Here is an 18794-nt window from a genome sequence, read left to right as displayed (position 1 = left end):
GCCCTCCTTTATTTGATTAGGTATAAAACGCTTAACAGTAACGACGGTGAGAAAAGTATTATAGTTGTAATGCGCACTGACAAATCGTATTTTTTATTCGTTATTACCGCGACTACAAATATTAATGAAATTACGATTACTATCCACGCTAATACTGTCACTTATTTCCCTCCTTCGAAAAATTCGTCTATCCACGGTTCAACCTTAACGACTTCTTTTCGTAGATGTTCCGCTAGCTCTGCGATTTCAGCTTGTGCGCCATTTCCTTTTCGACGTTTAGTATAGAAATCTAGTAAGCTACGTAAATTCACCGTCATTACTAGATTTGTTGTTGCTGCGTTAGGTAATACTGATCGAGCATCTTCAGCAGGGATTCCCATACGTCGCAATGAATCGTAAGAGTATTGAAACTCTCTCATGATATCTTTGAAGTGGCTCACGTGGTCTTCACCTTTGGCTTTAATACTTTCAGGGATTGCATAATCAAATCCACCTGATTTATCGTCACTACCAAAACGTACATATCTCTGCGACTGTACCGAAAAGCTGAATCCAACTCGATGTCGGGTGAGTTGTGCTAACAATGCACGGCTCACCCCTTCGATAGCAAACGTAAATGTAATATGCTCTAAAGTGCTTGTATGTTTACTTGCTATGATATGACGCATTAAGCGATCAGCTTCCGTACCTTTCCCTCCGTCCGTTGCTTTGTTTCCGAAGTATCGACTGCCTTCTTTAGCGACTATTTCTGACGGTTTGTTTGCGGAGTAACACGTGCGGACTGCGGATAATCCAACGGCTTGTCCATCTGTACACTTCATTAGTAATCTAGCTTGTTCTGCATCATGTAAAATCGCTTTAAAACACTCTGATAACTGTGTATGCGCTAATAAGTTAACATTCACCTTCGATTACCTCCTAATATTCAATAAATATTTCTCAAAAGCTATCAAACTATATTTACTTGTCCTCCAATAAATTGAATAATAATTATAATCATAAATTTCAAAAACCAGGAGTGATTTTATGACTATTTGTATCAGATGTAAAAAAGATTCGAATCATCGTCCAAGTATATTTGTGTGCTTTGTTTGCCAAAATTACTTAAAACTTATCCTTATTTACAACCCCTGATTACCAAAAAAGAACTTAAGGCACTACAGGAGAACGTAAACCAGTTTCATAAAGATAAACGGCAACGCGACCTCTTTTAGAAAAATAGAGTCAATTTTTGTAGAGGTTTATTTGCTAGGGAACCTTAGTTGCTCCCTAGCATTTTTTCTTCTGTTACCCTCCCTTTATCAATTAAATACGCTAGTCCTATCGCTGCTGCGTCACTTTCATCACTCGTCTTAAATTCGCCCCACTCAACGTACTGCCTCACGCCAGCCTCGACCTCTTCTTTTTCCGCTCGTCCTTTACCGAGTAGTTTTTTCTTAACGGAAGCCTGTCCGATACTATCATCGACTTTTAAACCGAAACTATTCAGCGCTCTATCTACTGCATTCCAAGCGCTGAATACTGTATAATTCGTGTACGCTATCTTACTCGAAAATCCCTCTCGCACTATTACATCGAAGGGAGCGTACTTTCGTATAAAAAGTAGCGCCCATGCTTCAATGATCTGAGTACGGAGTGCTATCGGCTCAGTGCTTTTTGTTTTAACATGTGATACGTCGATTAGTTTAGACTTACCGTCGATAACATCGATTACCGCAATACCAGGACAACCGAGTGATGTGTCGATTGCGAGGGTGCGGAAAGCTTTTTTACTTCGAGCCATCGCTACAAGACCTCACTTTATCAATAAACTCCAATGCCCCAAAATACGGAGCTTTCTTCGTATCTGACAAACTCGAACGCTTCACTTGGTTCACTTGCGTCTTAAGTTCCTCGTATTCTTCGTCACTTAACGATTGAGCACACGCCGACTTGTAGTTGTTAAATGTCCAATGTTCGATATCTAGTTTCGGAGGTTGCTTCGTATTAACAGCCGCTACGATACTAGCAAACTTGTCCAATACCTCATTTCGCATCTCGTCCGTTACCGCAACACCAAACGCTCTGAAATCGGGATACTTTGCGTAATCTTCTTCACTCATATTCCACGCTTTCTTCGATGCGTTCAGATAAAGTACGATGTAATAATCTAAGTCGTACATTAACGAGTAGCATGTAACTTGTTTGACGTGATCGGCGCCAGGTTCGCGCAGTGAATATCCAGAAGTTTTACTGTAGGTAGTCTGTTTCGATTTTATTTCGAGTCCGACGCGAGTAATTACGCCATGCTCATCGGTGTATTCTAAAATACCGTCACACGTACCGATTAAAGCGAATTGTTGGTCATTATGCTCGATTACCTTACGAGTTTTAACGAAATCCTCAAACGATGGATAACCGTCTTTCGTACGTTCAATTCTGAAACGTGGTTTTTCACCGGTGAACTTTTCGTAATGTCGTTCCGCCAGTAAAATATCACGTTGGATTGCATCACCGATGTTAGTACCGATGAATTGCCAACGTCTTTGCCACGGCTTCACTTCAGCTTGATCACGTGGGCTTCGTAATGCCTTTTCGTAAAGCTCCCTCGGACATGAGTTAGCTGAAGAAGGAGAGAAATATGGTAGACTTCTATAATCTAAGTATTCGCCTTTGCTTAATACTTTCGCATAGCTTTCGTGGAGCCAGACGTCTAAAGGCGTATCGTAAGGCTCCGAATAGGAATGCCACGTTTCGAGAAACTGGCGAAATTCCTCTGCGATTTCATAAGCGAATGTTTCTTGTGTGTTCTGACGTAATAATTGTGCTGCGTTTCTACTCAAATTACCTACTCCCCTCAAATATTGATTTCTTAATTAACCACCGTATTAAATCCAACTTTTTCCTTGTATAAAAAATAATCTGTAATGAATTCTAATAGTAGAAAGGCGGTGATTTCATGAATATTATTAACACTAGACCAAGTGATGACGGCTCTTATACAAAACCAAAAGGCCCAATCGATCCGATAGGTCCAATCGCACAAGAAGTTGCACGCGAGTTCGGTGTACATTTGGGGGCAGAAACAACATCTCGTGCAAACGGTTCTGTTGGCGGAGAAATTACAAAACGCTTGGTAGCAATCGGTCTTCAAAAGATATCTGGTACTTCTGAACCTCAACCTATTCCATGGAAAGTTTTACACTAATACGTTTCTTACATAAAGCTACTTATCCCGAGCCTTAACTTATACATAACGGGATTCTAAGTAGCTTTATTTATTTAATCCTAATTTATTAAAACGTTTGCCGGCCCTGCTACGCGTATGCCTCCGACTTCTATCTTTTCGTAAGGCTCAACTTTGACGGTGATTACGCCCTGTCGTCGCTCTAATTCTTCGCTTAGTTCTTTCGTTGAAACTTCGGATAGGTTAATCATTCGGTTCCTCCTTAGGTTTACAATTTTCGAAATCCCACTCATCAGCCGAATACTCGCTCATCCATTCCGGCTCAATTACCGTGTCACATTCTAACGGAGTTTCCAAAATGACTGTATTCGTCATAATGTCGTCATATAGCGCAATGGCTTCAGGTGTTAATTGATCGTTTGGGATCGAATGCTTCATTTCATCGTGTAACGTTAGGTTGAACTCCCAACCTTTCGCAAGAGTACATTCGTAATAACTACGAATCATACAAAGCTGTAATACGTTAGCGCCCGAACCTTGAATCGTATGGTTAAACGCTTGTCGTTCGGCTTTACCTGTAGCTTTGATTAACTCCCAAAACTCCGAACGTTCTTCCCATTTCAACTTACGTGATTTCTCACCTAGTTTCGGATCGTTTTTATCTGAAATGCGTGCTTTACGCATGAGTTGATTTAGTCGTTTCCACTGTTCTTTATATTTCGGGAATCTACGTTTCTGTCCCCATAATGTAGCGACCCATCCATGTTGTCGAAGATGTTCAAACGTAGCTTCTACCATCTTTTTAAATCCTGGTAGTACTTCATCGAATTTCTTATACGCTGTTGATGCATGTTCTTCTGTGATTCCGTATATTTGAACCGACTTATAAAACTGCTCGAAAGCCTGCCCGTATCCTTCGGCTAAGAATAATTGCTTCATTAATTTACGGAATGGTGGTACGGCTTTATCAGTTCCTTTCATCTGTTTGTAATACGCCTCTAAGCAATGATCTTTCGGTACATCGAATAGCAATGACGCAAATTCCACGTAAGGGTCAAGCCCTTTGCGGAACATAATAGCAAATATCTCATCTCCGAATTCAGTTGCCATACGATGCGCCTGCAACCTCGGCTCAATCGAGGATAAATCCGAAGCACCGAATTTATGCCCTTCACGTGGTTTAAACGTCTTACGCACTCGCAATCCTTCCTCTGATCGTGATGGTATGTTCTGTAAATTCGTTCCTTTTTCAACTTGTTCTTCACAATTTACTAATCGTTGGATAATATCTAAGAAATTACTATCCGTAATAGAGCCTGTATAGACATTGTTTGGCTTTCCTTTGTAACCACTCGAACCATAACGTCCAGTCGATACCGTTCTAAGTTGTGTATGAATACGTCCGTCGACATCTAACGCTTTCGGCATCTTCTCAACATAGGTACCTAGTAACTTGCTATATTTTGAAAAGTCCGCTAGTGGTTTTAGCGATTCTTCTTCCTTGAAATAACGTTCCAGCACATCATTCGAAACCGCTCGTACTTTCTTCTTGTCCTTTACGATTTCTTTCGTACGGTCCTTAATGCCTAAATGGTCGTATATTAAATACGCTAAATGATCATTACTTGATAAGTTAAATTCATGTATATAATCCGGTGCGTTCTGCGGAATCGCCTCGGGAAAAGCCTCGGTTTGATACTTATGAATACGAGTCTTTAATTGTTGATACTTTTTAGTCGTTGGATTGGCTGTTTTAAATTCCGCCTGGCACTTCTTTAACATATCTTTTTGTTTTTCAATACGTTTCTTTTGCGCCTCAATCCACTTGTTAATCTGCTCGCCTTTAATTGCAAGCGACATCTTATATAGAAATTCATCGTCAATCTGATATGTTTCAAATAACTTACGTTGCGCTTCGCCATGAGCTTCTCCGTACTCAACTTCCAACTTCGAAAGCTCTTCTAAGTTTAATTCGAAGCCAGTACGAACAATCTCTACGTTTACTTCAGGTAAGTATTGACGAATTTCAAAATACGCTTTCGCTAAGTCATCCGTCGCTACTAAGTTATCAATTTGCCATTTCGTTAATAACCAACCTTTATGAACATCCTTGATGGCGTATATCCCAACAGTTTCAGCGTTGTACGGTAACGGCGACCCATTTCCGAATAAATCTTCGAAAGTAAAATCATCCATTTCTAACGCATAACCGCCGATTGCTTTTTTGTACTTCGTGAATAGCGGTTTTAAACCGTATGTTTCTTCGTGATCATATAAGATGAATTGTGCGTCCATTGAGTCGAATCGTACACCTGCTGGCTTAAATCCATCGTTACGTAAAATGTTTAAGTCGTACTCTGCGTTATGAAACGACTTGATGTGCGCTGCGTCTTCTAAAAACGATTTAACTACTTCCAATGCCACTGAACGTTTACACTGGTGTTTTTCATTTACATGGCCATAAGCTACGTAATAACCTTCGTTTAATAACGGAAGCCAAAACGAATAACCGCCCGTTAAATCAATCATCTTATCTAAGCCGGAAGTCTCCGTATCCCACACCGTCAATGACAGCGCTGAAGGGATTGTGATACCTCGCTCGCTTAACTTACGTCGGATTAATGTATTATCGAATAGTTTGAATGCATGTTGAAACCATTCGTTAGTACGTTGTAATTCTGTTTCTTTATATAAACGCGAAATCATTTCGCCTAGTTTCGTTTCATCAGTAATAATATGGTAATTACTTGGTTTATTAGCAAGCGTTTGTTGGATACGCTGCTTTCGCAACGCATCCTCACGCTCTTCTTGTACTCGTTGTCCCATTTCTTTAATTTCTTTTTTCGTTAAACGTTTTTCCGATAACCTGCCTATCGCACCGGAAAAGAACGCTTCATGTGCCAGTTTAAATAATGATGCTTCTTTCTCGTCCCATTTACTCGTCTGCCAAACGCGTTGGAACGCTTCTTCAATCGTTTCGGTCGCTTTTTCCTTTCGCTCGACCGCTTGTGCCACTCGTTCTTTTACCGTCGCTTCATCGCCAACACCCGGTATTTTTAAGTTCAACGTTAATTTCGGCGTCATAACTTACCGCCCCGTTTCCTTGCAATTTAATCGGTAATAAAAACTTACTACTATAACGTAATTATCTTCCGCCCACTCTTCGTAGCATTTCCTATCACAAAACGAATTACCTTCGCGATCGTCGTAAACGAATTCTTTATGGTTGAGTACAGTGCTACAATTTTCGCAAATGCGCATTGTTTAACCTACTGTGTCGAAGCGTTGTTCTACTGGCACGATTAGTTCTACCCTCGACCAATTTCCTGAACCACCGGCTAAAGCGACTGTCGAACAAGAATATACCGTACTATCTTCACGCGCAACACCGATTGTTCCTACAGGATTTACACTTCCACAATGGGAAACCGTACGGACGATATCACCTTTCTTAATCTCACCAACCTCACGACCGATAGCCGCCCACTTAGCACGCTCCGCCTTCGCTTTCTTCTCTTCTTCACCCTCACGAGCAATGTGTTCCGTTTCTTCTTTCGTTAGTGGTTCGAGGTCTTTACTATAAACTCCCCAGAAATCCGATCCGTCAAGGTAGTAAGCGGAAAATGATTTAGTATTACTGTTATGACTCTTCAGATTTACTACCGTACCGATTTCAAAACGATGGTTTGATGTATTAGCAATAACCCTTGCAAAGTCGCCTTCTTTCAATAACGCTTGCTTTGCTTCGAGGACTTCTTCGTCGGTTGCTTTTACTAAATGATCTTTAGGGGCCCACCCAATCTCTTCCCCGTTTAAATTTTTAATACCGTAGGGAATCCCCGTCTTGTCAACAACGTTAATTACTACAATCTCGTTTAAATCTGCATTCGTATTAAAGTTTGTGCTAATTAATTTCGCGAAATCGCCGACTTTTAGCGGTTCGACTTTCGGTTCAGTTACCGCTTTTACTTCGGCTTCTGTAGCGCGGACTAAATCTTTTTCATAGTGCCATCCCGCATAACTACCGTCTAAATGTTTAGTGTCAAACGGAATGTCGCTTTCATCATCCTCTGTTACTTTTACAATATCGCCAAATTTAGATTGGCCATTATCATCGTGTGCGATAACCTTCACATAGTCACCAACCTGTAAACGTTCTGACACCGGCTCATCTTCATACTCTACTTCGACTTCCTCTTCCGCTACTACCTGTTCCGCCTGCCCTTGCTGCTCATTTTGCATCTTTTGCATACTACGTGTAATCTTTTCTAAGTCAGACGGAGTACCCTCGAGTTTAGTTCCGTCAGGTAAAGTAATTGTAACTACGCCTTCCGCATCGGTTAGTTTGTCGGTAGTAATTACGTGCGATTTACGGAATACGGAATGTTCTCCTTGATTAAAGTAATTCGAATCATCGACATTGTCTTTAAAAACGATATCGTTGTCGTCATCAATGTCTACCACTAAGTAAAATGCTCCTTCTGTTACATCAAGTTCTTGCTCAGATGCTTTCACTATATCTTCTACTTTTGCATCTCCTGTAACTAACGTATAAACAAACTCGTTATATTCCACCGTTTCATTAACCACTTTAACTCCGTCTAATTTAGCCATGTTTAATTTCCTCCTCGTTTTCTTCGTTATTAGTAACTGCCGTTAACTCAATCCATCGTTGACTTGCGCTAGTTTCCGTAGCCCAATACTCACGTTGTCCTGCACACTCGAACATGAATACTCGGTCACCTTCGACTCCTGCTATATAGTCGCAATCATCTTTCGTGTAAGCTTCGCCGTTACCTTTCTTCGCTTGTACCACTAACGCATCGTCGCGATCGTGTCTTACTCGAATCGTTTTTACCTGTATCGTGTACCACTGTTTATTAATCGGATCACGCGCCACTAAATCGTAAACCTCCGGGATGAACGAATTCGCTACTTCCCAACCGAGGTTTAAGAGCGCGAGGGCTACTCGGAGTTCCGAGCAACCGCCCTTAACTGTTGTTTCATGTGCCATATACGCTCCCCCTTAGAACGGTAAATCATCATCTGAGATATCGATTGGTGTACCTTCGTTGTTTGCGGCTGTCGGCAATTTCGATTTATCAATCGCTTCGTCTTCCGCATCTTGTAACAATGTAATGATGTCGTCCTCTTCGCGGTAATTAGCTAAATCTTCGTAACTGAAGTCCGTACCGATAAACGTTTTAGCCTTTTCGACTTGCTCGTCTGTTGCTTCACCTGACTCAAGCGAATAAGATTTATCGACTTGTTTGAAATGGACCGCTTCACCTACTAACGAGTACTCTGGATTAAACTTACGTCCCATCTTTTCGGCTTTATCGTAGTCAGCAATGATATTGTTGATATGGAACTCAGCCGTATCGATTACGCGGTAAGTACCGTACTCTAAGTCGTAAACAGGAATCATTGCGTACATCTTACGTTTCGCCCCGACTTTACATGACGGACACTCCGTTTTACCTGGCTTGAAGTACTGCGTAATGTCTGCGTTTGTTTCACGTGGAGAGTGTAAACATGAATGCTTTCGGAATCGGTGGATTGTACGTTTACCGTCGAAAGTTTTATCTTCGTGTACGAAGTAGAAATACCAATTATCTGGATCCGCCAGTAAGATAAACGTGCGACCATCTGCGTTTACTTCGCCGCGCTTCCCCATGCGAACATATCGTGTTACGCCTTCTGGAAAATCGTTGTTACCTCCGTTTTGATTTGCTTCTCGTTGTTCCTCACGCTTTTTTAACGTTTCTCTAATACCCATTGAAACAACTCCCTTGTTATAAATTCGAGCTTGGGTGACTCCCACGCCCGTATTACGCAACTTATCGCTTTTGAGCGCTAAACAATCGCTCAAGTTACGCAATACCGACGTGGGGGATACATCGGTAGAAATCGAGAATTTTTGTAGGACGCAACACATCGTGCTGTAATGCCAAACGCCCATATGACGTCACTACCCGTTGTTCATATTTTGGGGAAATACACAGGTAATGACGTTATATCAACGTGCATTTTTCGTTGACTATTGTCGATAGAAGTTTAATTCGTTAACAATTGTTAATAATACAAACGTAAGTTATAATAAAAATACGGAGTGCACTATCAGTGTACTTCGGCTTAACTCCTCGTTAAGCAAAAGTATTGCAATTGATTGACCTGCCAAGTCGGTTAGTTGTAGGTACGAGAGGAAGCGCTTTGCCTCCTTCGTACATCAAACAAAATGTGTTAAACTACTTGTCCTATATGCACTGCCTAAGCATATAGAACGTATCTTTACGCAAGGAGATAGTCTCGGTAATTACCAAACTTTCTCTCGTCGAAGCGCTTTGCCAGGCGCTCGATCTTGCGTATAACCGTCGAGTGATGTAGCCCCAACATTTTGCCGATTGCCGTCGGCGTTGGAGTTTTATTCTCACTCGACAGGAACGATTCAACGATCGCCGTCGTTGTCTCGTCATTGACCTGCTCAGGGTCTGCAAGGAAGTCGATTAGCTCACGCTGGTCGGCTTCTTTCTTTTTTATAACGTGTTCTTCTAAGTCAAAGTCGTCTTTGAGAGTTTCGAACATTGCCGTGTTCTCATTCTCATCGCTATCTGGCCCATCGTATAATTCGTACTTTCTTCTCGTACGTAACTTCCGTAGTAATGATTTGTAACAGTTACCTAATGATACTGCGAATAGTTTTACGAAATCGCCGCCAACGTTATTTCGCAAACTTTCTAATACTTTGTGTATTACATCATGGAACAGGTCGGTTATGTCGTGTTCGTTTGCCATGTATGTACTCGTACTCCAATACCTAAGCTTGTCTCGATATACCTCCGATAAGCTAGTGTACAAATCCGTAAATACGAAATCATCACCTGTTCGAAGATAGTCGTTTGCCATCTCGTTAATATTCAATTTTTGTTCGTCTTTCACTTCTTATTCCCCCTTACAATAACTATGACGCACAAGCTGCCAAGCCCGCGCACATTTTTTATAATTTTTCAAAATAAATTTTTCGTTTATTGCCAATGTTCAAATTGTAGCATATTACCATGGAATATTTATCAAAGTACACTAAGTACTGGAATTTACACTTTGTATACTTTCGTAAACATTTAGAAAAACAAAAAAAGAGCGATCAATAAGATCCCTCTCCATAATCTTATTCAATTACCAATTAACCACCCGGTCTTGTTTCTTGTGAACTGTATTGTTGATTATCTCCTTGTGCATCTACAAATTCATTAAGCGCAAACACTCCTAGAGCTAGAGTCAAAATTGCGGAAACTCCTAATAAAACTTTTTTCAAACTGAATCTCTCCCTTTAAATTGTTAGTTTTAAAATTAGTTAACATTTGAGTCATACCGGAACGATCGCCTCTGTCGTATATTTCTTTTGCTACTAGACTAGAGAAAAAGAAGTTCGAATTTGAAAAGAACCTCTGGAAACATTCGTACAGCCCAAGGATAGATTCTTGATTGCAAGCTCTATACATCAAAAGAAAGTCTCTCTCACCTCTCTCTTCAATATAATCGTTAATTAACTTCACATTTTTTCTATTGTTTTGATACATAACAAGTCTCGCATCTGAATCTATCCCAAGCGGTATCCCTAGGTAAATTTTAACATAATCTAGGTTATCTCTTGTTTGTAAAATTAATTTTTTTACATTGACAGATTTGGCGATTTCGTGACTTCTTTGAAGATACTCTAAACATTTATCTTTATCTTCAACTAAGTACGTCATCCCTACATAGTATGACGCATCAGAAACTGTTTTCGCGCAAATATTTGCATTAATTATTAGAGAGGCATAATGTCTTGCTAAATCTAGCTCATTTCTATGTAGATAAACTGGAGCTAAAATTTCAGCTAGTCTATGAAGATAGCATTCCTTGATAAATAACTTTCGACTATCACTTAAATTCTTAATCATTTCTTCTACCTCTAAAGCCATATCCAACATAAGATGGATCTTTTTTTGCGCAAAATGGTCATAACACTTAAGTATATTAATCAATATCGTGAGTGTATCATCTTCAGTATTTTCAATCTTTTTTAAATGTTCTATTATTTTATAACCTTCTATATCGTAGTTCATGTATTTATAGATAATTTTGTAAACATCTATATAATCTCCTACAATACCAGTTTCTTTTTTGTGTTTCTTAATTAGTTTTTTTAGTAAATTTACATTCCGTGTTATTGCTGCATATTCTAAACTCTGTTGGATTGACTCTGCTGAATCTAATTGCAGGCACCAATCCTCCATCCTCTCACGTTGTTTCTCTGGAAATAGATAATAGGAGAGTCTCAAGAGTTTTCTAAACCCTATGGTACCATCCTTCTTAAACTTAGACATACATTGCTTTGACGCCTCGATTTGTTCACCTACACTTGAAAATGTTAAATCGTCTCTATCATTTATAAAATCGCATATCTCTCTGTGAAACCCCGGCACTTGAAAACCCTCCTATGCTGTATAAGAAAATTTTGGTATAATGTAATTATAATTCTAATGTTTACTTTTGTAAACAGAGAATAGGTTGAGAAACTTTTTTAAGGACGTGTTAAAATGATTGACTACTCTCCGTTGCATGAGACACTAAAAGAAAAAGAGATGGTAATTAGTGATCTCCGCGGTACCATTCTAAACGCAAGAACTATTGCCAATATTAACAAAGGGATGTCTGTAAATTTGAGTACAATAGAAGAAATCTGTCTACATCTAGACGTACCTATAGAAAAAGTAGTTAAAATTATAAACATTCAAGAATAATAGTTTCAAAGCCTCCGGTTTAAGAAAGGAGGTGGTTAAATCGTTTAAAGTCGGAAGGTGCCGTATTCCCGAACTATGTAAAAAGAATGGCATTACACAAGCTGAACTTGCACTAAAAGTCGGTATCACACCGCAATCCATAACGGATTATGTCAGCCTGCGTAATTTGCCTAACGTAGAAAGAGCGCGTAATATTGCCGCTAAACTACATTGTGACATCGAAGAATTATACGAATGGGAAACGGAATAACATCTATTTACCGGGAAGGTTTCGTATCTTCCCTCCGACCGTCACTACGTGAATTCACGTACAATAATTTTAATCGAACTGGCTCCGCATTATCAACTACAGATATCAACGAAGATGCCTCTTCTTTTATTAGCGCTTCATTCGCATCCTTATACCCACGAACAAATCCATTTGTCAAGCGTATTTTCCCATTTAAATATTTCTCAAGTTCTTCTCGAAGTTTCTCGCCTGCCGGATCGTTATCCGCCACGATAACTAATTCTTCTATCGGCGACTTCAATATTTGCTCTGCCTTTCGTTGGTTAAACGACGAGCCTCCGTTTGCCAATCCGAAAAACCCAGCCGTCATAAATGACATCGCGTCTATTTCCGCCTCACAATATACTGCACGTTTAATATTTCGTCTATAAGCAAGATGTAGTCCGTATATCAAATCTCCAATTGGCTTTCCATCCTTTTCGTACCAAAAGACTTTCGAAGAAACCTTCCGATACTTTATATTCGCCAATCTACCGTTTGTATCAAACCACGGAATTACAACCGCCTGCCTAAAACGGTCGTAACCTATCTTCATTTGTCGTTGTACTTCTTCGCTAATACCTCGTTGTTCTAAATACGGATGACGATAAGCGTACTCTTGCAACCGACCAAAATCGAGGGGACTACGTCCGCTTTCAATCCGGAGTTTCGGTGGCTTAAGTACGAGATTATCGTAACCATATTCCACACCGTACATTTCGAGTAAATACTCTTCCGTTTCTTCATACGTCTCATTTCGCAAGTAAGATAGCAATCTGGTAAAGTTGCCGCTTTCCCACTCGTTATCAAATGCGCCTGAATCTTTCCACGTGCCTGCGTAATCCCCGTCTAAGTTAACGAAGAAGCTCGGTGTGTGTTCATACCTAAATGGCGAGGCTGCAATCAGTTTATCATATGACCATCTTTCGTTAGTCCAAGAAAACTGCCGAAGTTCATACTCGATGTCTACATTTACTTCCTGCCCACGTATCTGAATACTTGACAAGGTGAATCACCTACCGTTCTTTTAATTTAAAATACTGAAGTGAATTGCTTCGCCGCTTGTTCGCCGGTTTCCATTTCCTTAATAACACCAATCTGTGGCATGTAAATAATTTCGGCGGATTCCCCTTCACCACCGTCACGCCCTTTATTAATACCGATCATACCTCGTCCTTGCTTTGCATCAGTATCAACCGCTATCAATAACGCTGCGTCCTCTAAAAGCGCTTTCGTTTTCTTTACCTCGCTACGTTTCGGTAAACGTAACTCTCGTTGGCCATCTTCGTCCTCACTATTATCGACCTCATCCGCCTGTGTGATAGCGAACATAACCACGCCTGTCTTACCGGCTAATCGACGTAACTTCTTCGATGTTTCAGCCGCATCACCACCAGCCGTTTTAGACGTATTCTTCTCGTAGTCTAGATAATAGAACGGATCTACGATAACGACATCTGCATTCGTCTCAGTAATATCAACTTCTAACTGTCGTAAATCCCTTCGGTGAAAGTCGTCATCATCTACGCCTCGGACGATAATATTACCAGGTAGAATTTCGTTGATATTCGCTAAGAACGTTTTAAACCCTTGTTCAAATTCTTCTGATAGTTTGCCGTGACGGATTTCTTTTGAATCAAAACCAGCTTCGAGGTTCACGCCATCTAGTTCAGCAACCGTCGCTCCAATACGAGAAGAAATCGAAGTGTATAAGCGTACCATTCCCTCAAACCATCCCATTTCCATTAGCCAGATAAGCACGTTCGCTCCTTGGAACGCTATCTCTACGCCCTCTTCGATAGTTGTTGCGGATTTACCACGCCCTGACTTTCCGTAAATTGTGTAGACGTTCGAAGAAACATAGCCACCAATCGCCTTATTAATGAATGGAAAACGTGAGTGCCAAATACGATATGACTCGCCCTTTTTACGACGTTCGTATTCTTCTAGAAACCTGTTCGTGTCGGTCTTTAAACTTGTTCCCACTTTATCACGAACATTTGTTCTTATTATAACTCCGTCGACTTTTTCTCGCAACCATTCAAGGAAAGAATTTCCGTCTAGTTGTTCGAATTGTCCTGGCGCTTCGTTTTGTAGTAGTCCCATCACTTCGATTTTCGCAGAATAGGATTTTATTTGCTTCGTTAAATACTCGAAACTATCCTCGACATTTGGGACGTATGTGAAACCGTCGACTTCTGCTACTAGCGTACGAAAGTCGGGGACACGCCCTCGATTAGTCTCTACGTAATCTTTAATAAAACGGTACGCTTTACGTTCAGCTTCTGTAACAAAATCTCGTTCTGTTACATGGTTTAATTGTATAGGATTAGCGGTGTCTACCACTTTCGATAATAGCATTTCTCCGTAGTTCATTAACTACACCTCCACTATATTGTTTGTTGAGCGATTTTTTATTCGGTTGTCAAAGAGCGGTATGATTCCGAGTGTATAAAAGAAACTAACACTAGGCAACATCCTTTGTAATCGCGCTAGATTCTATTTATAGAACAACTGTAACACATATATTTTTTCTTATCTTTTTTAAATCTCTTACATAAAAACTGCTTATTTTCTATGTTTTTAATAAAAAAACGAAACTTTACATCCATTTGCAAAAAAATGAGTAGTTTTCACTAAAGAAATCAAAAAGCGCGAAATTGTGAACTATGATATAATACCTTGTTTTTTCTACCTCAAATCTTAAAAAGTACAAAACTTTAATTTATGGTATAATTCATATTTTTAATTCCTTTCTCCAGTATTATTGCCCTTCGGTGTTGTCCATCATTAATCATATATTTTCCCGAACCGCCCGCATTCTCTCCGCCATTTTACGTTTCTGATCCTCACTATACTGACGTAGTTTTTTCATGCTTACTTGTTTTTCTTCTAACGTACATTTCACCGCTATTGGTTTACCATCATCACTCTCGATAACTGTAACGTTTTCCTCTCCGACTATTTCTAATAGTTTACGAATGTGTTTTGGAACGCAAGAGTATGCGCTCCATTCCTTCGTTTCGTTGTCGAAAGTCAATACCGTTTCTTGTTCTTTTGTTGAGTACACACACATATCGTTTCCTCCTAATATTCATTTTTATTATTTAAGTCACACATCATTGTCATATTTCCATCTTTTCAGAAACTTAAAAACGTTTTAAAATATTAATAAAGATAACAATTTACATTGGAGGTAAAATCTGTGACTTTATATAACGCACTATTAAAAGATTCCCGTAAAAAAGTAAACTTAGAAACTTACACAACAAAGCACAAAGGCGAACCTATCATTTGTCCGATTTGTGAGGCTGATATACGTGTTGATGCTGACCAATCTCTTATTAAAAGCGCATATTTTATACATCCAAAAAATTCAGTTTGTCCATCTATGAAGAAAAAACGTGTTAATTATTCTGATGCTTTAGGTTCTCAAACTGATAAAGAAAATGGAAAAGACATTATAGAGTTTGTAAAAAATCATACCTTTGATATTTATAGCAAATGTGCCGCTTTAGCAGATGGATTAACTGTTTCTGAATTTAGAGATTTAATTAAGATTGCTAATGAAAAAGATTTTTGGTACCAGAAGGGATTAACGCCACTATATGTCCCTTATGTTCTCCTAACATTTAAGGATAAATTTATAGAAGCTGAAGGAGGTAAAACACGAAATGATGATTTTTATTTTGTCTTAGAACCTTCAGTTCAAACAATTGATCAACTATGGGGTAAGCCAACAAAAATAAAACAAAAGATTTGGAAAGTGTATGCATCCGAAAAAAATGATTTACAAGAATATATAATTCAAGAGGGTTTAATCCCACCTAGCTGGTTTTCCAACACTCAATCTTACATTGACAAATTATTACAAGACTAACTGATATGAAACGTTTTGCACTATAGTTCCTTCTATCTACTGTTTCATATAATTAACGATAAGTTATTCTTTCTAACATATGCGAATAATGATTTTTAATCATACGCATACTACCTTTGAGTCGATCTCCCTTCGACTTCATTCTTTCAAAACGGGGTTTCTCCTCCGTGTCGTGCAGGGACGTAGCGGGTAGCCTATTTGGTTACTCGCCGTTTTTTTACGTATAATCGTAAAACTTCTTGTCCATACTTTTTAGAGAAAACATTTTATGCCATTTGGAGCGACCTCCAGCACATGATATTTGTACGGCCGCTCCTATAAAAGGATCGGTCATTTTTTTATTTCCGCATCCCTCTTTTCGAATCTCCCTCGAACGGCAAGACCACGCACAAATCTCGCACCCTATCGTACAATCTACGATCAAACACGTTTGCCAACTCGTCGATAGGAATGTTCGAAGTGTATACCGTCGCTAATCCATTCGTTACCCTATTGCTAATCACCGCATGTAAATCCCCTCGAAATGCCTCGGTTGCACTACGTACTCCAATATCGTCTAGCACTGCGAAAGGTGCCGCCTTTGCATTATTCATACGATGGTAATATTCCTTTGCGGATTTCTCCGCAACTTCTTTCGGTATATTTGACCGATTGAATTCGTTAAATAACGTTTGCCATTCATTCACATCCAAGAAATATCCAGGTACCTGCAACGATTGCCTATTTCGTTGCAAACTACCGATGTAATGTTGTATGAGCCACTCGTTTAAAATTACGGCTGCTGTCGTCGTTTTCCCTGTGCCAGTTTCTTCGGAAAACAAATACATCGATTTGATCTTATCCTTCGGGTTTAACGACGCACCCGCCTCAAATTGCCGTGAGAAAGTCTTTATATATGCTTCGATAGACTTATAGACTTTCGGTTGAGACGCTCGTACAGGGTTGTTCTGCAACGTTAAATGACGATATTCTTTCGGTAAATTGGTCGCTGCCATACGTCCTCCATTACCGTTATGCCCGTGTAGTGCGATGTACGAGGTACACTGTCGGTTACATGCTTCGCTTTTGTATAATGAACAATGATCGGATAGAATGCATTGCATCAAATCGTCACCTCTTTACGGTCGATACGTTCTTTTTCAAATTTCACCTTATAGTACTCAATCACCGCGTCTGCATCCTCACCAGCTAATATTGCGCCACATCTTCGTATATCTAACCCAATTCTATAAGGACAGTTTTTATAGCAATGTTCTTCAATCGCTCCGATATACGGTAAGTCTTTGTTTGGACAATCGTAACAATACGTATCTAGCAATCTCGAAGTTTCTTGACGTACTTTTTGACGCTGCCCTTTCGTATAAATTGACGGACCATTCGATGCTTGCTCTCTAAAATGTACTTCTGATCGGACTTGTCCACTTCGTTCTTGACCACATTTCGGACAACCGTGACCTCTTCGTAAATGTGAAAATAGTATCGTAAATACTTCGTTTGGATGGTGCGGACATTTATATCGCATTTTTGTTCTATCATTTACGTAATTCTTTTCTAGTAATTTGTAACCTCGTGATTCAAACGTTTCTTTTACGAGTTCAAAAGAATGTCTACGTTTTAAAATCCCACAATATCGACAACCACTGCCGTTACGTAACTCTGCATAACTAATCGATAACTCTTTATCCGGATGATGCGGGCATTTATACCGCATCTTTGCTGTACCTATTACGTATTCAGTTTCCAACAACTCATAACCACGTTCTTCAAACTTCTCTTTCACTTGTTCAAACGTTAATTTAGGTCGTGCCATTTCTTTCCCTCCATCTCTACTAATACTACTTTCACATTTTTCGGTTAGTGCTCACATATTCAAAAAATAATTTCTCCATTATAAATAATCGATAATTTCTTCCGTACTTACTGATATATGTTCCGTATTCCGAGATAAATGTGCACCTTTTCTACGAATTTCTCCAAGAACTCTCGGCAACAACCTGGATCGCATATACGAATACATAAACGCAAAGTTTAATCCGGGATACTCCCTTGTCGGCTTATAGTCGGCGAAACATGCGTCGATGAATAGTTTTGTTGCTTCCGGTTTATATTCGGCGATGAACGTCTTCAACATACGACCTTCCATCGCATAGCTGCGAGTGACATACGGAATTTTATAACGTTCCTCATGTACATGCTTTAGGTACTCTCGGAATGTCGTTACGTTCCACTTTTCGATTGGTAGGTTGCGGAAATCTTTCGTTGATATGCGTGTCATTGATTCCCCTCCTCGGCAAATAATTGCGCATGTAATTCCTCGTTAGACGCCTGCCATAAGTCCCGCCCGTCTTCCGTTTTGAATACGTTGCGACGGATTAGCGCCTCGATGTAGATTTCTTTCAGTAATAAATCGTGTAACATTCGTTTATTTGTTAGTCCTCCTTGGTCTTCTAATAGTGGGGATATTTACCGCTATTAGTTTCTGAAGATTCGTGCTACCATTTAATTATCGAGCAGACATTACTCGATGCGTCTTCCTAATAGACGTATTTACTCCATCCCTTTCGAATCTCTGTCGTTACAGAGGTTCTTTTTTTCTATGTTTTCGACATATGTCGTTATGAATTTTCTCAATACGATACATATAGTCTTCGACCGACAAAAATGTTAATATATGGCTACACCTTTTCTTTTGAC

At 39.7% G+C, this 18794-nt stretch carries 21 protein-coding genes; 4 read left to right on the top strand and 17 right to left on the bottom strand.

Translation table 11 applies throughout. The annotated features are described in order from the left end of the window. Nucleotides 1-161: 161 nt before the first annotated feature. The 3 genes from thyX to BLT20_RS08965 all read right to left on the bottom strand — a co-directional run bounded on the left by thyX (nt 162) and on the right by BLT20_RS08965 (nt 2822). Nucleotides 162-905, bottom strand: a complete 744-nt coding sequence (thyX, locus tag BLT20_RS08975) for an FAD-dependent thymidylate synthase (protein ID WP_073339481.1) — start codon at nt 903-905, stop codon at nt 162-164. 353 nt (nt 906-1258) lie between these two features. After that, nucleotides 1259-1783, bottom strand: a complete 525-nt coding sequence (locus BLT20_RS08970) for a crossover junction endodeoxyribonuclease RuvC (protein WP_073339479.1) — start codon at nt 1781-1783, stop codon at nt 1259-1261. Further along, nucleotides 1770-2822 carry a hypothetical protein gene (locus BLT20_RS08965; RefSeq protein WP_083605815.1) on the bottom strand — a complete coding sequence of 351 codons (1053 nt, stop codon included), beginning with the start codon at nt 2820-2822 and terminating at the stop codon, nt 1770-1772. Before BLT20_RS08965 ends, BLT20_RS08970 begins: the two co-directional genes overlap by 14 nt. Nucleotides 2823-2938: 116 nt before the next feature. Between BLT20_RS08965 and BLT20_RS08960 the strand changes: the two genes are divergently transcribed. After that, nucleotides 2939-3187 carry an alpha/beta-type small acid-soluble spore protein gene (locus BLT20_RS08960; protein WP_083605814.1) on the top strand — a complete coding sequence of 83 codons (249 nt, stop codon included), beginning with the start codon at nt 2939-2941 and terminating at the stop codon, nt 3185-3187. Between the two features lie 80 nt (nt 3188-3267). Here BLT20_RS08960 and BLT20_RS08955 read toward each other — a convergent pair whose 3' ends face one another. The 7 genes from BLT20_RS08955 to BLT20_RS08925 form a co-directional block, all read right to left on the bottom strand. After that, nucleotides 3268-3417, bottom strand: coding sequence for a BC1881 family protein (locus BLT20_RS08955; protein WP_073339474.1), 150 nt, complete (start codon nt 3415-3417; stop codon nt 3268-3270). Beyond that, entirely contained in the window at nt 3410-6250 is a 2841-nt protein-coding gene (locus tag BLT20_RS08950; RefSeq protein WP_073339472.1) for a DNA polymerase, read from the bottom strand. The genes BLT20_RS08955 and BLT20_RS08950 overlap by 8 nt, the downstream gene beginning before the upstream one ends. 180 nt (nt 6251-6430) lie before the next feature. Then, nucleotides 6431-7780 (bottom strand): hypothetical protein, encoded by a 1350-nt coding sequence (locus BLT20_RS08945; RefSeq protein ID WP_073339469.1) that lies wholly within the window; start codon nt 7778-7780, stop codon nt 6431-6433. After that, complete coding sequence (locus BLT20_RS08940; RefSeq protein WP_226798470.1) at nt 7773-8066, bottom strand: hypothetical protein; 294 nt, start codon at nt 8064-8066, stop codon at nt 7773-7775. The genes BLT20_RS08945 and BLT20_RS08940 overlap by 8 nt, the downstream gene beginning before the upstream one ends. 126 nt (nt 8067-8192) lie before the next feature. Continuing rightward, nucleotides 8193-8945, bottom strand: a complete 753-nt coding sequence (locus BLT20_RS08935; RefSeq protein ID WP_073339463.1) for a single-stranded DNA-binding protein — start codon at nt 8943-8945, stop codon at nt 8193-8195. Between the two features lie 512 nt (nt 8946-9457). Beyond that, nucleotides 9458-10105 carry a sigma-70 RNA polymerase sigma factor region 4 domain-containing protein gene (locus tag BLT20_RS08930; protein WP_073339460.1) on the bottom strand — a complete coding sequence of 216 codons (648 nt, stop codon included), beginning with the start codon at nt 10103-10105 and terminating at the stop codon, nt 9458-9460. A gap of 311 nt (nt 10106-10416) precedes the next feature. Then, nucleotides 10417-11634, bottom strand: a complete 1218-nt coding sequence (locus tag BLT20_RS08925; RefSeq protein ID WP_073339458.1) for an AimR family lysis-lysogeny pheromone receptor — start codon at nt 11632-11634, stop codon at nt 10417-10419. 114 nt (nt 11635-11748) lie between these two features. Here BLT20_RS08925 and BLT20_RS08920 point away from each other — a divergent pair, with 114 nt between their 5' ends. Both BLT20_RS08920 and BLT20_RS08915 read left to right on the top strand, forming a co-directional pair. Further along, on the top strand, nt 11749-11952 hold the full coding sequence (locus tag BLT20_RS08920) for a helix-turn-helix domain-containing protein (protein ID WP_000568403.1): 204 nt from the start codon (nt 11749-11751) through the stop codon (nt 11950-11952). 31 nt (nt 11953-11983) lie between these two features. Continuing rightward, entirely contained in the window at nt 11984-12202 is a 219-nt protein-coding gene (locus tag BLT20_RS08915) for a helix-turn-helix transcriptional regulator (protein ID WP_042867551.1), read from the top strand. Between the two features lie 7 nt (nt 12203-12209). Here the strand turns inward: BLT20_RS08915 and BLT20_RS08910 are convergent, their stop codons facing one another. The 3 genes from BLT20_RS08910 to BLT20_RS08900 all read right to left on the bottom strand — a co-directional run bounded on the left by BLT20_RS08910 (nt 12210) and on the right by BLT20_RS08900 (nt 15296). Then, complete coding sequence (locus BLT20_RS08910) at nt 12210-13226, bottom strand: toprim domain-containing protein (RefSeq protein WP_073339455.1); 1017 nt, start codon at nt 13224-13226, stop codon at nt 12210-12212. A gap of 26 nt (nt 13227-13252) precedes the next feature. Beyond that, nucleotides 13253-14596, bottom strand: coding sequence for a DnaB-like helicase C-terminal domain-containing protein (locus BLT20_RS08905; RefSeq protein ID WP_073339452.1), 1344 nt, complete (start codon nt 14594-14596; stop codon nt 13253-13255). Between the two features lie 418 nt (nt 14597-15014). Next, entirely contained in the window at nt 15015-15296 is a 282-nt protein-coding gene (locus BLT20_RS08900; RefSeq protein ID WP_073339450.1) for a hypothetical protein, read from the bottom strand. A 129-nt stretch (nt 15297-15425) separates the two neighbouring features. Between BLT20_RS08900 and BLT20_RS08895 the strand changes: the two genes are divergently transcribed. Next, the gene (locus BLT20_RS08895; RefSeq protein ID WP_073339447.1) at nt 15426-16100 is read left to right on the top strand and encodes a hypothetical protein; all 675 of its coding nucleotides are present in this window, start codon (nt 15426-15428) and stop codon (nt 16098-16100) included. Nucleotides 16101-16438: 338 nt separating this feature from the next. Here the strand turns inward: BLT20_RS08895 and BLT20_RS08890 are convergent, their stop codons facing one another. The 4 genes from BLT20_RS08890 to fbpA all read right to left on the bottom strand — a co-directional run bounded on the left by BLT20_RS08890 (nt 16439) and on the right by fbpA (nt 18518). Next, nucleotides 16439-17203: a P-loop NTPase family protein gene (locus BLT20_RS08890; RefSeq protein ID WP_073339445.1), complete on the bottom strand. Its 765-nt coding sequence runs from the start codon at nt 17201-17203 to the stop codon at nt 16439-16441. Then, on the bottom strand, nt 17203-17910 hold the full coding sequence (locus tag BLT20_RS08885) for a DUF723 domain-containing protein (protein WP_073339443.1): 708 nt from the start codon (nt 17908-17910) through the stop codon (nt 17203-17205). Before BLT20_RS08885 ends, BLT20_RS08890 begins: the two co-directional genes overlap by 1 nt. Nucleotides 17911-17988: 78 nt before the next feature. Beyond that, complete coding sequence (locus BLT20_RS08880; protein WP_073339440.1) at nt 17989-18375, bottom strand: hypothetical protein; 387 nt, start codon at nt 18373-18375, stop codon at nt 17989-17991. Beyond that, nucleotides 18372-18518, bottom strand: a complete 147-nt coding sequence (fbpA, locus tag BLT20_RS08875; protein WP_073339438.1) for a Fur-regulated basic protein FbpA — start codon at nt 18516-18518, stop codon at nt 18372-18374. Before fbpA ends, BLT20_RS08880 begins: the two co-directional genes overlap by 4 nt. Nucleotides 18519-18794: the final 276 nt, after the last annotated feature.

It is taken from the genome of Bacillus sp. cl96 (genome assembly GCF_900100505.1).
GTDB lineage: Bacteria > Bacillota > Bacilli > Bacillales > Bacillaceae_G > Bacillus_A > Bacillus_A cereus.
The sequence above is the reverse complement of the archived record's forward strand: the minus strand, read 5'-3'. Positions and strand labels throughout refer to the sequence as shown.

What these genes read in the sequence shown, in the direction of transcription:
- BLT20_RS08935 (WP_073339463.1), bottom strand. Translation starts at nt 8,945, where the DNA reads ATGGGTATTAGAGAAACGTTAAAAAAGCGTGAGGAACAACGAGAAGCA.
- BLT20_RS08970 (WP_073339479.1), bottom strand. Translation starts at nt 1,783, where the DNA reads ATGGCTCGAAGTAAAAAAGCTTTCCGCACCCTCGCAATCGACACATCA.
- BLT20_RS08880 (WP_073339440.1), bottom strand. Translation starts at nt 18,375, where the DNA reads ATGACACGCATATCAACGAAAGATTTCCGCAACCTACCAATCGAAAAG.
- BLT20_RS08960 (WP_083605814.1), top strand. Translation starts at nt 2,939, where the DNA reads ATGAATATTATTAACACTAGACCAAGTGATGACGGCTCTTATACAAAA.
- BLT20_RS08945 (WP_073339469.1), bottom strand. Translation starts at nt 7,780, where the DNA reads ATGGCTAAATTAGACGGAGTTAAAGTGGTTAATGAAACGGTGGAATAT.
- fbpA (WP_073339438.1), bottom strand. Translation starts at nt 18,518, where the DNA reads ATGTTACACGATTTATTACTGAAAGAAATCTACATCGAGGCGCTAATC.
- BLT20_RS08885 (WP_073339443.1), bottom strand. Translation starts at nt 17,910, where the DNA reads ATGGCACGACCTAAATTAACGTTTGAACAAGTGAAAGAGAAGTTTGAA.
- BLT20_RS08905 (WP_073339452.1), bottom strand. Translation starts at nt 14,596, where the DNA reads ATGAACTACGGAGAAATGCTATTATCGAAAGTGGTAGACACCGCTAAT.
- BLT20_RS08890 (WP_073339445.1), bottom strand. Translation starts at nt 17,203, where the DNA reads ATGCAATGCATTCTATCCGATCATTGTTCATTATACAAAAGCGAAGCA.
- BLT20_RS08920 (WP_000568403.1), top strand. Translation starts at nt 11,749, where the DNA reads ATGATTGACTACTCTCCGTTGCATGAGACACTAAAAGAAAAAGAGATG.
- BLT20_RS08900 (WP_073339450.1), bottom strand. Translation starts at nt 15,296, where the DNA reads ATGTGTGTGTACTCAACAAAAGAACAAGAAACGGTATTGACTTTCGAC.
- BLT20_RS08955 (WP_073339474.1), bottom strand. Translation starts at nt 3,417, where the DNA reads ATGATTAACCTATCCGAAGTTTCAACGAAAGAACTAAGCGAAGAATTA.
- BLT20_RS08950 (WP_073339472.1), bottom strand. Translation starts at nt 6,250, where the DNA reads ATGACGCCGAAATTAACGTTGAACTTAAAAATACCGGGTGTTGGCGAT.